13 protein-coding genes are annotated in these 13,559 nt (G+C 70.3%); 12 read left to right on the top strand and 1 reads right to left on the bottom strand.

The window, feature by feature from the left end; genetic code table 11:
* Nucleotide 1: 1 nt before the first annotated feature.
* Nucleotides 2–940: a cation diffusion facilitator family transporter gene (locus ACIP79_RS34760; protein WP_401229914.1), complete on the bottom strand. Its 939-nt coding sequence runs from the start codon at nucleotides 938–940 to the stop codon at nucleotides 2–4.
* A 578-nt stretch (nucleotides 941–1,518) separates the two neighbouring features.
* Between ACIP79_RS34760 and ACIP79_RS34755 the strand changes: the two genes are divergently transcribed.
* The 12 genes from ACIP79_RS34755 to ACIP79_RS34700 all read left to right on the top strand — a co-directional run bounded on the left by ACIP79_RS34755 (nucleotide 1,519) and on the right by ACIP79_RS34700 (nucleotide 13,550).
* Nucleotides 1,519–3,336: a DUF5941 domain-containing protein gene (locus ACIP79_RS34755; protein ID WP_401230085.1), complete on the top strand. Its 1,818-nt coding sequence runs from the start codon at nucleotides 1,519–1,521 to the stop codon at nucleotides 3,334–3,336.
* A complete protein-coding gene (locus ACIP79_RS34750; protein WP_401229912.1) occupies nucleotides 3,333–4,085 on the top strand; it encodes a sugar phosphate nucleotidyltransferase in 753 nt (250 codons plus the stop codon). The genes ACIP79_RS34755 and ACIP79_RS34750 overlap by 4 nt, the downstream gene beginning before the upstream one ends.
* Nucleotides 4,073–5,134, top strand: coding sequence for an iron-containing alcohol dehydrogenase family protein (locus tag ACIP79_RS34745; protein WP_383688505.1), 1,062 nt, complete (start codon nucleotides 4,073–4,075; stop codon nucleotides 5,132–5,134). Before ACIP79_RS34750 ends, ACIP79_RS34745 begins: the two co-directional genes overlap by 13 nt.
* Nucleotides 5,112–5,894 carry a CDP-alcohol phosphatidyltransferase family protein gene (locus ACIP79_RS34740; protein ID WP_401229908.1) on the top strand — a complete coding sequence of 261 codons (783 nt, stop codon included), beginning with the start codon at nucleotides 5,112–5,114 and terminating at the stop codon, nucleotides 5,892–5,894. The genes ACIP79_RS34745 and ACIP79_RS34740 overlap by 23 nt, the downstream gene beginning before the upstream one ends.
* Complete coding sequence (locus ACIP79_RS34735; protein ID WP_401229905.1) at nucleotides 5,891–6,775, top strand: glycosyltransferase family 2 protein; 885 nt, start codon at nucleotides 5,891–5,893, stop codon at nucleotides 6,773–6,775. Before ACIP79_RS34740 ends, ACIP79_RS34735 begins: the two co-directional genes overlap by 4 nt.
* Nucleotides 6,776–6,875: 100 nt before the next feature.
* On the top strand, nucleotides 6,876–7,805 hold the full coding sequence (locus ACIP79_RS34730) for an ABC transporter permease (RefSeq protein ID WP_383688508.1): 930 nt from the start codon (nucleotides 6,876–6,878) through the stop codon (nucleotides 7,803–7,805).
* Nucleotides 7,798–8,577, top strand: a complete 780-nt coding sequence (locus ACIP79_RS34725; RefSeq protein ID WP_401229903.1) for an ABC transporter ATP-binding protein — start codon at nucleotides 7,798–7,800, stop codon at nucleotides 8,575–8,577. The genes ACIP79_RS34730 and ACIP79_RS34725 overlap by 8 nt, the downstream gene beginning before the upstream one ends.
* 357 nt (nucleotides 8,578–8,934) lie before the next feature.
* Nucleotides 8,935–9,837, top strand: a complete 903-nt coding sequence (gene hpnC, locus ACIP79_RS34720) for a squalene synthase HpnC (RefSeq protein WP_401229901.1) — start codon at nucleotides 8,935–8,937, stop codon at nucleotides 9,835–9,837.
* Entirely contained in the window at nucleotides 9,834–10,784 is a 951-nt protein-coding gene (hpnD, locus tag ACIP79_RS34715) for a presqualene diphosphate synthase HpnD (protein WP_401229899.1), read from the top strand. The genes hpnC and hpnD overlap by 4 nt, the downstream gene beginning before the upstream one ends.
* Nucleotides 10,784–10,924 (top strand): DUF6380 family protein, encoded by a 141-nt coding sequence (locus ACIP79_RS34710; protein WP_383687483.1) that lies wholly within the window; start codon nucleotides 10,784–10,786, stop codon nucleotides 10,922–10,924. The genes hpnD and ACIP79_RS34710 overlap by 1 nt, the downstream gene beginning before the upstream one ends.
* Nucleotides 10,921–12,423, top strand: a complete 1,503-nt coding sequence (gene hpnE, locus ACIP79_RS34705) for a hydroxysqualene dehydroxylase HpnE (protein WP_401229896.1) — start codon at nucleotides 10,921–10,923, stop codon at nucleotides 12,421–12,423. Before ACIP79_RS34710 ends, hpnE begins: the two co-directional genes overlap by 4 nt.
* Nucleotides 12,420–13,550 carry a polyprenyl synthetase family protein gene (locus ACIP79_RS34700; RefSeq protein ID WP_401229893.1) on the top strand — a complete coding sequence of 377 codons (1,131 nt, stop codon included), beginning with the start codon at nucleotides 12,420–12,422 and terminating at the stop codon, nucleotides 13,548–13,550. The genes hpnE and ACIP79_RS34700 overlap by 4 nt, the downstream gene beginning before the upstream one ends.
* Nucleotides 13,551–13,559 lie beyond the last annotated feature (9 nt).

Genomic DNA, 13,559 nt, shown 5'->3' with positions numbered 1-13,559 from the left:
CTCAGTGGCAGAGTTTCGCCTCGTGCTCGGCGTGCCCGCTCGGCTCCAGCTGGAACGTGCAGTGCTCGACGTCGAAGTGGTCGCCGAGGCAGACCTGGAGTTCGTGGAGCATCTTCTCGTGGCCGATGGCGTTCAGGACCTCGGAGCTGACGACCACATGGACGGAGAGGACCGGCATTCCCGAGGTGATGGTCCAGGCGTGCAGGTCGTGGATGTCCTCCACGCCGGGCAGCGCCAGTATGTGCGCCCGCACCTCCGCCATGTCGACGTCCTTGGGGGCTGCCTCCAGCAGCACGTTCAGCGTCTCCTGAAGCAGCTTCCAGGTGCGCGGGACGATCATCAGGCTGATGACGATCGAGGCGATCGGGTCGGCGGCCTGCCAGCCGGACGTGAGGATGACCACCGCGGCGATCAGCACCGCCAGCGAGCCGAGCGCGTCCGCCACGACTTCGAGGAACGCGCCCCGGACGTTAAGGCTCTCCTTCTGGCCCCGCACCAGGAGGGTGAGCGAGATCATGTTCGCGACCAGGCCGATCAGGCCGAACACGATGGTCAGACCGCCAGCGGTGTCGGCGGGCGTCAGGAAGCGCTGGATCGCCTCGTACAGCACGTATCCGCCGACGCCGAGCAGCAGCAGGCAGTTGGCGAGGGCGGCGAGGATCTCGGCGCGGGCGAACCCGAAGGTGCGGTTCTTGCTCGCCGGGAGGTTGGCGAAGTGGATGGCGAGCAGGGCCATGCCCAGGCCCAGGGCGTCCGTCGCCATGTGGGCGGCGTCGGCGATGAGCGCGAGGGAGTCGGCGAGGACGCCTCCGACGATCTCGACCACCATGACGGTGAGCGTGATCGACAGTGCGATGCGCAGCCTCCCGCGGTAGGCCGCCGCCGCGGTGCCCGTCGGGGGAGCGCCGTGCGCGTGCCCGTGGTCGTGCCCAGCCCCCATGGAAGCCGCCTCCTCTTTCTCCGCCGTTCGCCGCCCCGAATCACAGTGAACTACGGGCGGGGGGTATCGGGCAACGCGGCACTGAACACCGTTGTCATATGCTCTGACCTGCGGAAACGTTTCGCAGGTCAGAGTGACGACAAGATCACTCGGCGGGTGTCCGTGCGGCGCTTCGTCTCGCTGTACGGGCTCATCGGCGCGCACGGGGTGTCCTCCGTGATGAGATCCGCCCCGTACGAGCGGGACGTCCTCCATGTCATGGGTGCCAACCCGTGCCGGTGCCGCCGCCCGGCGGCTCGCTGGCCGTGTCCGCTGGTCCGTGTCTGCTGGTCTGTTCCTGATGCCGAAAATGAGTTGATATGACGGCGCGGTTTGTGGCGTGGACCCTGGATCCCTGATGATGATCGCGGCGGAGGCGACTAGGCAGATCTGGTTGATCGGGCCTGAACGATCGGTGAACAGCCGCTTCCATCCATCCGGTAACCTCTGCCGACACGCCGCCCGGACCAGCCCCTGGGCGCCCCAGATACGTACACGCCCGGCGCCAGGCCGCGCCGGCCACCCAGGGAGTGAGTTCGCTGTCGACCGCCATCCTCACCGGCCAGCCGGTACCCGGATCGTCGCTCGAAGGCGATCTGCGGTCCCTCGGGTTCGACGTGCGGTTCGCCCCCGACACCGGTGACGCCGAGGCACTCCTGGCCGCCGTACCGGCCGGTCAGCGGGTCGCCGTGGTCGACGCCCGCTTCGTGGGGCATGTGCACGCGCTGCGCCTGGGCCTCACGGACCCCCGCTTCCCCGTCGCCGCACTCCCCGGCGCCGTCTCGGCACAGCCCGCCGCCCGTCCCGCGCTGACCAGGGCGGTCGCCCGTGAGACCTCCGCCGCGGGCGGCGTCGCCGTCGCCACGGAGAACCTCGCCGACCGCGTCACCGCGACCCTCGACGCCGACGGCGTGACCGTCCACCGCACCGAACTCGGCACACTCGTCGCGGCCGTCCCCGCCGACCCGCAGGAGCGCAACGAAGCCCGCCAGGCCGTCGCCGCCGTGGACGACGAGGCCGTCCGGCTGCGCGGCGCCGTGAAGGCCCGCGACGGCTTCTTCACCACCTACTGCGTCAGCCCGTACTCGCGCTACCTCGCCCGCTGGTGCGCCCGCCGCGGCCTCACCCCCAACCAGGTGACGACCGCCTCACTGCTCACCGCCCTGATAGCCGCGGGCTGCGCCGCCACCGGCACCCGTGCCGGCTTCGTCGCGGCAGGACTGCTGCTCCTCTTCTCCTTCGTCCTGGACTGCACCGACGGGCAGCTCGCCCGCTACTCGCTCCAGTACTCCACACTCGGCGCCTGGCTCGACGCGACCTTCGACCGCGCCAAGGAGTACGCCTACTACGCCGGCCTCGCCCTCGGCGCGGCCCGCGGCGGCGGTGACGACGTGTGGGCCCTCGCCCTGGGCGCGATGGTCCTCCAGACCTGCCGCCACGTCGTCGACTTCTCCTTCAACGAGGCCAACGCCGACAGCACGGCCGCCGGCGGAGGCGCCGGCCCCACCGCGGCGCTCTCGGGCAGGCTCGACAGCGTCGGCTGGACCGTCTGGGCACGCCGCATGATCGTCCTGCCCATCGGCGAACGCTGGGCCATGATCGCCGTCCTCACCGCACTGACCACGCCGCGTATCACCTTCTACGCCCTCCTCATCGGCTGCGCCTTCGCCGCGACGTACACCACCGCGGGCCGCGTACTGCGCTCGCTCACCCGCAGGGCGCGTTACACGGACCGGGGAGCGCGGGCACTGGCGGACCTCACGGACTCGGGGCCGCTCGCCGAGCTGCTGGCACGCCTCACCCGCCGGGTGAACCTGCGGGCCCCCGCTTACGTCGCGCTGTTCTCGGGCGCCGTCGTGGTGGTCGCCTCCTGGACCGCCCCGTACGGAAGCTGGTGGCCTGTCCTGGGCGCCGTGGTCTACGTACTCCTGTCGCCCGTGGCCATCGTCCGCCCCCTCAAGGGCGCCCTCGCCTGGCTGGTCCCGCCGTTCTACCGCGCGGCCGAGTACGGCACCGTTCTGGTACTGGCGGCCAAAGCGGAGGTGAACGGAGCGCTTCCCGCGGCTTTCGGCCTGGTGGCCGCCGTCGCCTACCATCACTACGACACGGTGTACCGCATTCGCGGTGACGCGGGCGCCCCGCCGCACTGGCTGGTGCGGGCGGCCGGCGGACACGAAGGCAGGACACTGCTGGTCACCGTGCTGGCCGCGCTGCTCACCGCCGCGCAGTTCGAGGTCGCGCTCGTGGTCCTCGCCGTGGCCCTGGCCCTGCTGGTGCTCGCCGAGAGCATCCGCTTCTGGGTGACCGCCCATCTGGGCGGTGCGCCCGCCGTACACGACGAAGGAGAACCCGCATGATCGGCCTCGTGCTGGCGGCCGGCGCCGGAAGGCGTCTGCGCCCCTACACCGACAGCCTCCCCAAGGCTCTCGTGCCGGTCGGCCCCGCGGGCACGGAGGACGGCATCACGGTCCTGGACCTGACCCTCCGCAACTTCGCGGAGATCGGTCTGACCGAGGTCGGCATCATCGTCGGCTACCGCAAGGAAGCCGTGTACGAGCGTCAGGCGGCCCTTGAGGAGAAGTACGGCCTCAAGCTCACCCTCATCGAGAACGACAAGGCCGAGGAGTGGAACAACGCCTACTCCCTCTGGTGCGGCCGTGACGCCCTCAAGGGCGGCGTGATCCTCGCCAACGGCGACACCGTGCACCCCGTCTCGGTCGAGAGGACGCTGCTCGCGGCCCGCGGCGACGGCAAGAAGATCATCCTCGCCCTCGACACGGTGAAGAAGCTCGCCGACGAGGAGATGAAGGTCGTCGTCGACCTCGACACGGGCGTCCGGAAGATCACCAAGCTCATGGAGCCCGCCGAGGCCACCGGCGAGTACATCGGCGTCACCCTCATCGAGGGCGCCGCCGCCGACGAACTGGCCGACGCCCTGAAGACGGTGTGGGAGACGGACCCGCAGCAGTTCTACGAGCACGGCTACCAGGAACTCGTCGACCGCGGCTTCCAGATCGACGTCGCGCCGATCGGCGACATCCCCTGGGTCGAGATCGACAACCACGACGACCTTGCCAAGGGACGTGAGATCGCGTGCCGGTACTGACGAGGCTCATCCCCTCGCCGGTCGTCGTCGACATCCGCCCGGGCGCCCTGGACGACCTGGCGGGAGTGCTCTCCGACGAGCGCATCTCGCACTCGGGCAAGCTGGCCGTCGCGGTGAGCGGCGGCTCCGGCGCCAGGCTGCGCGAGCGGCTCGCCCCGGACCTGCCCGGCGCCACCTGGTACGAGGTCGGCGGCGGCACCCTCGACGACGCGATCGAACTCGCCGGCGCCATGAAGGCCGGGCACTACGACGCGGTCGTGGGCCTCGGCGGCGGCAAGATCATCGACTGCGCGAAGTTCGCCGCGGCACGCGTCGGCCTCCCCCTGGTCGCCGTACCCACGAACCTCGCGCACGACGGCCTGTGCTCGCCGGTCGCGACCCTCGACAACGACGCCGGGCGCGGCTCGTACGGCGTGCCCAACCCCATCGCGGTCGTCATCGACCTCGACGTGATCCGCGAGGCCCCCGTGCGTTTCGTGCGCGCCGGCATCGGCGACGCCGTCTCCAACATCTCCGCGATCGCGGACTGGGAACTGGCCAACCGCGTCAACGGCGAGCGCATCGACGGCCTCGCCGCCGCGATGGCGCGCCAGGCCGGTGAGGCCGTGCTGCGCCACCCCGGCGGCGTCGGCGACAACGACTTCCTCCAGGTACTCGCCGAGGCGCTGGTCCTCAGCGGCGTCGCCATGTCCGTCTCCGGCGACTCGCGTCCCTCCTCGGGCGCCTGCCACGAGATCAACCACGCCTTCGACCTCCTTCACCCCCGGCGCGCGGCGAGCCACGGCGAGCAGTGCGGCCTGGGCGCGGCCTTCGCGATGTACCTGCGCGGCGCCCACGAGGAGTCGGCGTACATGGCCGAGGTGCTCCACCGGCACGGGCTGCCGGTGACACCGGAGGAGATCGGATTCACCGTCGACGAGTTCTGCCAGGTCGTGGAGTTCGCTCCGCGCACCAGGCCGGGCCGTTACACGATCCTCGAACACCTAGACCTGAAAACCCACCAGATCAAGGACATCTACGCCGACTATGCCAAGGCCATCAGTAGCTGAACTCCGCCCCGTCGTTCATCCCGAAGGGGTGAAGGACCGGCGCAGCGGTGAGCACTGGGCGGGACGCCTGTACATGCGAGAGATCTCGCTGCGGGTGGACCCGTTCCTGGTCAACGCCAGGATCACGCCCAACCAGCTCACCTGTCTGATGGTCGTCGCGGGCGTCCTGGCCGGCGCCGCACTGCTCGTGCCCGGACTGACCGGGGCCCTGCTCGGCGCGATCCTGATCCAGCTCTACCTGCTGCTCGACTGCGTCGACGGCGAGATAGCCCGCTGGCGCAAGCAGACCTCCATAACGGGCGTCTACCTCGACCGCGTGGGCCACTACCTCTCCGAGGCGGCCCTCCTGGTCGGCTTCGGCCTGCGCGGCGCGGACCTTCTGGACGGCTCCGAGAGCCCCGAGTGGCTGTGGGCGTTCATCGGAACCCTGGCCGCCCTCGGCGCGATCCTGATCAAGGCGGAGACCGACCTGGTCGATGTGGCGCGGGCCCGCAGCGGCCTGCCGGCGGTCAAGGACGAGGCCGCCGCGCCGCGCTCCGCCGGGCTCGCTCTGGCCCGTCGGGCGGCCGCGGCCCTGAAGTTCCACCGGCTGGTGGGCGGCGTCGAAGCCAGCCTCTTCATCCTCCTCGTCGCGGTCCTCGACCTGATCGGCGGCGACCTCTTCTGGACCCGCCTCGGCATCGCGGTCCTGGCCGGCATCGCGATCCTGCAGACCCTGCTGCACCTCGTGTCCATCCTCGCCTCCAGCAGGCTGAAGTGAGTGCGCCGACGAGGGTCGGGGCGGTCATCATCACGATGGGCAACCGCCCCGACGAACTCCGGGCCCTCCTCGACTCGGTCGCCAAGCAGGACGGCGACCCGATCGAGGTCGTCGTGGTCGGCAACGGCTCGCCCGTGCCCGAGCTGCCCGAGGGCATCCGCACGGTCGAACTGCCCGAGAACCTCGGCATCCCCGGCGGCCGCAACATCGGCATAGAGGCATTCGGCCCCGGCGGCAGCGAGGTCGACATCCTCCTCTTCCTCGACGACGACGGCCACCTCGCCCGCCACGACACCGCCGAACTGTGCCGGCAGGCCTTCGCCGCCGACCCGAGGCTCGGCATCATCAGCTTCCGCATCACCGACCCGGAGACGGGCCAGACCCAGCGCCGCCACGTCCCGCGGCTGCGCGCCTCCGACCCGTTGCGCGACTCCCGGGTCACCACCTTCCTGGGCGGCGCCAACGCCATCCGTACGAAGGTCTTCGCCGAAGTCGGCGAGCTCCCGGACGAGTTCTTCTACGCGCACGAGGAAACCGACCTGGCATGGCGTGCTCTCGACGCGGGCTGGATGATCGACTACCGGTCCGACATGGTGCTGAACCACCCCACGACCGCGCCCTCGCGGCACGCGGTCTACCACCGCATGGTGGCCCGCAACCGCGTCTGGCTCGCGCGCCGCAACCTCCCGGCTCCTCTCGTCCCGGTCTACCTGGGGGTATGGATGCTCCTGACGCTCGCCCGCCGCCCCTCGAAGCCCGCCCTGCGGGCCTGGTTCGGCGGTTTCCGGGAAGGCTGGACCAGCCCGTGCGGCCCCAGGCGCCCCATGAAGTGGCGTACGGTGTGGCGCCTGACCCGACTGGGCCGACCTCCTGTCATCTGACAAGCTCGTTTCTGAGACCATTCGTGGCCGTACCCCGGTCCCTGGCTCATGCCTACGCCCGACCAGGTTGTGCGCATCTTGAAGACGAAAGTTTCCACTTGTGAGTGAGACAACGCATGACGGCGGAGTCGCGGTGAGCGATCGACCGTCGCCCGATGACGGGCTCTCCGCGGCCGAACTGGCCGCCAAGTACGGGCTCGCGGTCAGCGGCGCCCGTCCGGGGCTCGCCGACTACGTGCGTCAGCTGTGGGGCAGAAGGCACTTCATCCTGGCCTTCTCACAGGCGAGGCTGACCGCCCAGTACAGCCAGGCCAAGCTCGGCCAGCTGTGGCAGGTGGTGACGCCGCTGCTCAACGCCCTTGTGTACTTCCTGATCTTCGGACTGATCCTCCAGGCCGACCGCGGCATGACGATGACGGTGTACATCCCGTTCCTGGTGACGGGCGTCTTCACCTTCACCTTCACCCAGAGCTCGGTGATGTCGGGTGTACGCGCGATCTCCGGCAACCTCGGACTGGTCCGGGCGCTGCACTTCCCGCGCGCCTCGCTGCCCGTCTCCTTCTCGCTGCAACAGCTCCAGCAGCTGCTCTTCTCGATGGTCGTGCTGTTCATCGTGGCGGTCGGGTTCGGCAGCTACCCCACCCTGTCGTGGCTTCTGATCGTCCCGGTGCTCGCGCTCCAGTTCCTCTTCAACGTCGGCCTCGCGCTGATCATGGCCCGGCTGGGCTCCAAGACCCCGGACCTGGCGCAGCTCATGCCGTTCGTGATGCGTACGTGGATGTACGCGTCCGGCGTCATGTACTCCATCCCCGTGATGCTCGCCGACAAGCCGCAGTGGATCGCCGACGTCCTGCAGTGGAACCCCGCCGCGATCTACATGGACCTCATGCGCTTCGCCCTCATCGACGCCTACGGCTCCGAGAACCTGCCCCCGCACGTCTGGGCGGTCGCCGCCGGCTGGGCCGTCCTCGTCGCGGTCGGCGGGTTCGTGTACTTCTGGAAGGCGGAAGAGAGGTACGGCCGTGGCTGAGCAGCCCAGCACGTCCCACATCCCCACCGTCATCGCAGACGAACTGCACATCGTCTACCGCGTCAACGGCGCCAAGACGGGCAAGGGCAGCGCCACCTCGGCACTCAGCCGCATGTTCAAGCGGAGCGAGGACCGAGGGGTCCGCAAGGTGCACGCCGTCCGCGGGGTCTCCTTCACCGCCTACCGCGGCGAGGCCGTCGGCCTGATCGGCTCCAACGGCTCCGGCAAGTCCACCCTCCTGCGCGCCATCGCAGGACTGCTGCCGGCGGAGAAGGGCAAGGTCTACACCGACGGCCAGCCCTCGCTGCTCGGCGTCAACGCGGCCCTCATGAACGACCTGACGGGCGAGCGGAACGTCATTCTGGGCGGCCTCGCGATGGGCATGTCCCGCGAGCAGATCAAGGAGCGCTACGAGGAGATCGTCGACTTCTCGGGCATCAACGAGAAGGGTGACTTCATCACCCTCCCCATGCGCACCTACTCGTCCGGCATGGCGGCCCGCCTGCGCTTCTCCATCGCCGCCGCCAAGGACCACGACGTACTGATGATCGACGAGGCACTGGCCACCGGTGACCGCAAGTTCCAGAAGCGCTCCGAGGAGCGCATCCGGGAGTTGCGCAAGAGCGCGGGCACGGTGTTTCTGGTCAGTCACAACAACAAGTCGATCCGCGACACCTGTGACCGTGTGCTCTGGCTGGAGCGCGGTGAGCTGCGCCTGGACGGCCCGACCGACGAGGTCCTCAAGGAGTACGAGAAGTTCACGGGCAAGTAGCCCATTTCGCCCAGGGCCCCGCCGGAACTCTTCGGCGGGGCCCTGCGTCTGCAAAGGAAACGCCAACTCCTGGCGACCTTAGGAATCTTGACGCCAATCGGTGTGTTGTTGTGATGCGCAGTACACCCTGACGGAGTGCGCCGCGTTGTACAACGTAAGCTGTACCGGTGCTGATTCGCGGCAAGTAGGGCGATAATGCGCGCACCCGGCACGGCTGCGCCGCGCGGAGGTCCGGGCGGCGTGTCCGAAATGGGCACTATTGGGTGAGCAGTGTAGAACGGGAGGTGTGACGGCAATGGCTACGGAAGATCTCCAGCTCCGCGAGGCGTGTGCCGTCCCCGCGCCGGGTGACGAGCGGTGAGCGAAGCCGGGACGGCCCGCGCCGGAGAGCCGGGACGCGGCACCCTCGACAAGGCGGCGGACGAGAACTTCCCCGTGGCGCCCTTCTTCCTGCCCAAGGCCTGGCGCGACGACCTGATGGCCGTGTACGGCTTCGCCCGCCTCGTCGACGACATCGGGGACGGTGACCTGGCCCCCGGCGGTGAGGACGCCCGCCTCCTGGGCGTGCCGCCGGAGTCGGCCGAGGACCGCCTCGCCCTCCTCGACGCCTTCGAGGCCGACCTGCACCGGGTGTTCGACTCGACCCCGCGCCACCCCCTGCTGCGCGGCCTCCAGCCCACGGTCCGGCGCACCGGTCTCACTCCCGAGCCCTTCCTCGGCCTGATCGCGGCGAACCGCCAGGACCAGGTCGTCACGCGGTACGAGACCTACGACGACCTCCTCGCCTACTGCGAGCTCTCCGCCAACCCCGTCGGCCGCCTCGTGCTGGCCGTCACGGGCACCGAGACCCCCGAGCGGGTCCGGCTCTCCGACGCGGTGTGCACCGCGTTGCAGATCGTCGAACACCTCCAGGACGTCGCCGAGGATCTCGGCCGCGACCGTGTCTATCTCCCCGCCGAGGACATGAAGCGCTTTCATGTCCAGGAGGCGGATCTCGCCCTGCCCACGGCAGGCGCGTCGGTGCGCGCACTGGTTGCATACGAAGCAGAACGCGCCCTGAACCTCCTGAATGAAGGCACCCCCCTCGTGGGTAGCGTCCACGGCAGGCTGAAGCTGCTGCTCGCGGGGTTCGTTGCGGGGGGAAGGGCGGCAATCCGTGCGATTGTCGCCGCCGAGTACGACGTACTTCCCGGCCCGCCCAAGCCCGGCAAGCTCCAGTTGCTGCGCGAGGTGGGAGTGACCCTGCGAGGAAAGGGGTGATCCGGACCGTGGAGTCAGAGCAGCACGTGCCCGCACCGGTACTCGCCGCCTACAGCTACTGCGAGGCAGTGACCAGTCAGCAAGCCCGTAATTTCGCGTACGGCATCAGACTTCTGCCGACATCCAAGCGACGTGCGATGTCGGCGCTCTACGCGTTCTCACGGCGGGTCGACGACATCGGCGACGGTGCTCTCGCACCGGACGTCAAGGCGTCCAGGCTGGAGGAGACCCGGGCGTTGCTCGCCCGGGTCCGTGAAGGATCCGTCGAGGAGGACGACACCGACCCGGTCGCCGTCGCCCTCAGCCACACCGCCGGGTCCTTCCCGGTACCCCTCAGCGGCCTCGACGAACTCATCGACGGCGTCCTCATGGACGTACGCGGTGAGACCTACGAGACGTGGGACGACCTGAAGGTCTACTGCCGGTGCGTGGCCGGGGCGATCGGGCGGCTCTCGCTCGGCGTGTTCGGCACCGAACCGGGGGCGCGCGGAGCTGAGCGCGCGCCGGAGTACGCCGACACGCTCGGGCTCGCGCTGCAACTCACCAACATCCTGCGGGACGTACGTGAGGACGCCGAGGGCGGGCGCACCTATCTGCCCGCCGACGACCTGGCCAAGTTCGGCTGCTCGGCCGGGTTCGACGGGCCGACTCCACCGCCCGGCTCCGACTTCGCGGGCCTCGTGCACTTCGAAGTGCGTCGGGCCCGCGCTCTTTTCGCCGAGGGCTACCGACTGCTGCCCATGCTGGACCGGCGCAGCGGCGCCTGCGTCGCGGCCATGGCCGGCATCTACCGCCGCCTCCTCGACCGCATCGAGCGCGAGCCGGAGGCCGTGCTGCGCGGCCGGGTCTCGCTGCCGGGCCGCGAGAAGGCGTACGTCGCCGTGCGCGGGCTCTCCGGCCTGGACACCCGGTATGTGTCCCGCCGGACCGTCAGGAGGCGCACCTGATGGACAAACTGGGCCAAGGTGATTCCACTGGCGAAAAGTGGCACGCAACCCTCCGGAGCCGCGCGGCGTCCCTGACTTCAATGGTCTGCCGCACACCGCTCGATCGCCGCGGCACGGCCGAGGGGGAGGACGCACGATGAGCGATGTCACGCGGCCCGCGGAGTCCGCGGGCCACCCGGGCACGGCAGCCGCCGTGGTGGTCGGCGGCGGGCTCGCCGGGATCACCGCCGCGCTGGCGCTCGCCGACGCCGGGGTGCGCGTGACGCTGCTGGAGGGCCGGCCGAGGCTCGGCGGGCTCGCCTTCTCCTTCCAGCGCGGCGACCTCACCGTGGACAACGGACAGCACGTGTATCTGCGCTGCTGCACCGCCTACCGGTGGTTCCTCGACCGCGTCGACGGAGCCTCGCTGGCGCCGTTGCAGGATCGTCTCGACGTGCCCGTTCTCGACGCGGAGGGCAAACCGGGACGGCGGCTCGGCAGAATCGGCCGCACCGCTCTGCCGGTCCCGCTGCATCTGGCGAAAAGCCTCGCGACGTATCCCCATCTGTCGCTCGCCGAGCGCGCCAAGGTCGGACGTGCCGCCCTGGCGCTCAGGGGGCTCGACCTCGCCGATCCGGCGCTCGACGCGCAGAACTTCGGCAGCTGGCTGACCGCGCACGGTCAGTCCGAGCGTGCCGTCGAGGCACTGTGGGACCTGGTGGGGGTCGCCACCCTCAACGCGGTTGCCGGCGATTCCTCGCTCGGGCTCGCCGCGATGGTGTTCAAGACCGGTCTGCTGTCCGACCCGGGCGCGGCCGACATCGGCTGGGCGCGCGTCCCGCTGGGCGAACTGCACGACACCCTGGCCCGCAAGGCGCTCGACTCCGCGGGCGTGCGTACCGAAGTCCGTACACGCGTCACCTCCATCTCCCCCAACGGGAACGGTCGTTGGAGGGTTCAGGTTCCCGGCGAGACGCTCGACGCCGACACGGTGGTCCTCGCCGTACCGCACCGTGAGGCACACGATCTGCTGCCCGTGGGTGCGCTCGACGCCCCGGAGCGGCTGCTGGAGATCGGCACGGCTCCGATCCTCAACGTGCACGTCGTCTACGACCGCAAAGTGCTCACGCGGCCGTTCTTCGCGGCGCTCGGCTCCCCGGTGCAGTGGGTCTTCGACCGCACCGAGGCCTCCGGGCTGCGGGAGGGGCAGTACCTGGCCCTGTCGCAGTCGGCCGCGCAGGACGAGATCGACGAGCCGGTGTCCGCGCTGCGTGAGCGCTATCTGCCGGAGCTGGAGCGGCTGTTGCCCGAGGCGCGCGGTGCGCGAGTGAACGACTTCTTCGTGACCCGGGAGCGTACGGCGACGTTCGCCCCCACCCCAGGCGTCGGGCGGCTGCGGCCCGGCGCTCGCACCAAGGCTCCCGGTCTCTATCTGGCCGGGGCGTGGACCGCCACAGGGTGGCCCGCGACCATGGAGAGTGCGGTCCGCAGTGGTGTCGGCGCGGCGGGAGCCGCGCTGGGCGCCCTGGGCCGGCCCCGCGACCATCTCCTCGAAGTCTTCGAGGGGGCGGCCCGCTCCATCATCCCGGAGGACGACCTCCTGACCCCGGGCCACGAGCCCGAGGGAACCGGCGCCGCCCCGCGAGGTGGCGTCCGATGAAGGTGGAGCAGCGCGCGGAGGCCCCCCGCACCTCCGGTACCGCAACAAGAGGAGAGACTGTGCCCACTGTGCCCCCGGCCGAAACGGCTGCCGACGCGGTGGACGTGACCGCGCTCCTGGAGCGCGGCCGGACCCTGGCCACACCGGTGCTGCGGGCGGCCGTCGACCGCCTGGCACCCCCCATGGACACTGTCGCCGCTTATCACTTCGGCTGGATCGACGCCGACGGAAAGCCCGCCGACGGCGACGGCGGCAAGGCCGTACGCCCCGCACTCGCCGTCCTCTCCGCGCAGGCCGCCGGCGCCGCCCCCGAGGTGGGCGTGCCCGGTGCGGTGGCCGTCGAACTGGTGCACAACTTCTCGCTGCTGCACGACGACCTGATGGACGGCGACGAACAGCGCCGCCACCGCGACACCGTGTGGAAGGTGCACGGCCCCGCCCAGGCGATCCTCGTCGGCGACGCCCTGTTCGCGCTGGCCAACGAACTGCTGCTGGAACTCGGCACCGTCGAGGCAGGCCGCGCCACCCGGCGCCTGACCGCCGCCACCCGCGCACTCATCGACGGCCAGGCCCAGGACATCTCCTACGAACACCGCGAGCGGGTCACCGTCGAGGAGTGCCTGGAGATGGAGGGCAACAAGACCGGCGCCCTGCTCGCCTGCGCCTCCTCCATCGGCGCGGTGCTCGGCGGCGCCGACGACCACATGGCCGACACGCTGGAGAAGTACGGCTACCACCTCGGCCTCGCCTTCCAGGCCGTCGACGACCTCCTCGGCATCTGGGGCGACCCGGAGTCCACCGGGAAGCAGACCTGGAGCGATCTGCGCCAGCGCAAGAAGTCCCTGCCGGTGGTGGCCGCGCTCGCCGCGGGCGGCCCCGCCTCCGAGCGGCTCGGCGAACTGCTCGCCGCCGACGCCAAGGCCAGCGACTTCGAGAACTTCTCCGAGGAGGAGTTCGCCGTGCGCGCCGCGCTCATCGAGGAGGCGGGCGGCCGTGACTGGACCGCCCAGGAGGCGCGTCGCCAGCACACGATCGCCGTCGAGGCCCTCGACACGATCCACATGCCGGAACAGGTGCGGGCCCAGTTCGTGGAGCTCGCCGACTTCGTCGTCGTACGAAAGAGATGATCAGTATCG

Origin of the sequence: Streptomyces sp. NPDC088747, from assembly GCF_044751025.1 — a bacterium.
GTDB lineage: Bacteria > Actinomycetota > Actinomycetes > Streptomycetales > Streptomycetaceae > Streptomyces.
The sequence above is the reverse complement of the archived record's forward strand: the minus strand, read 5'-3'. Positions and strand labels throughout refer to the sequence as shown.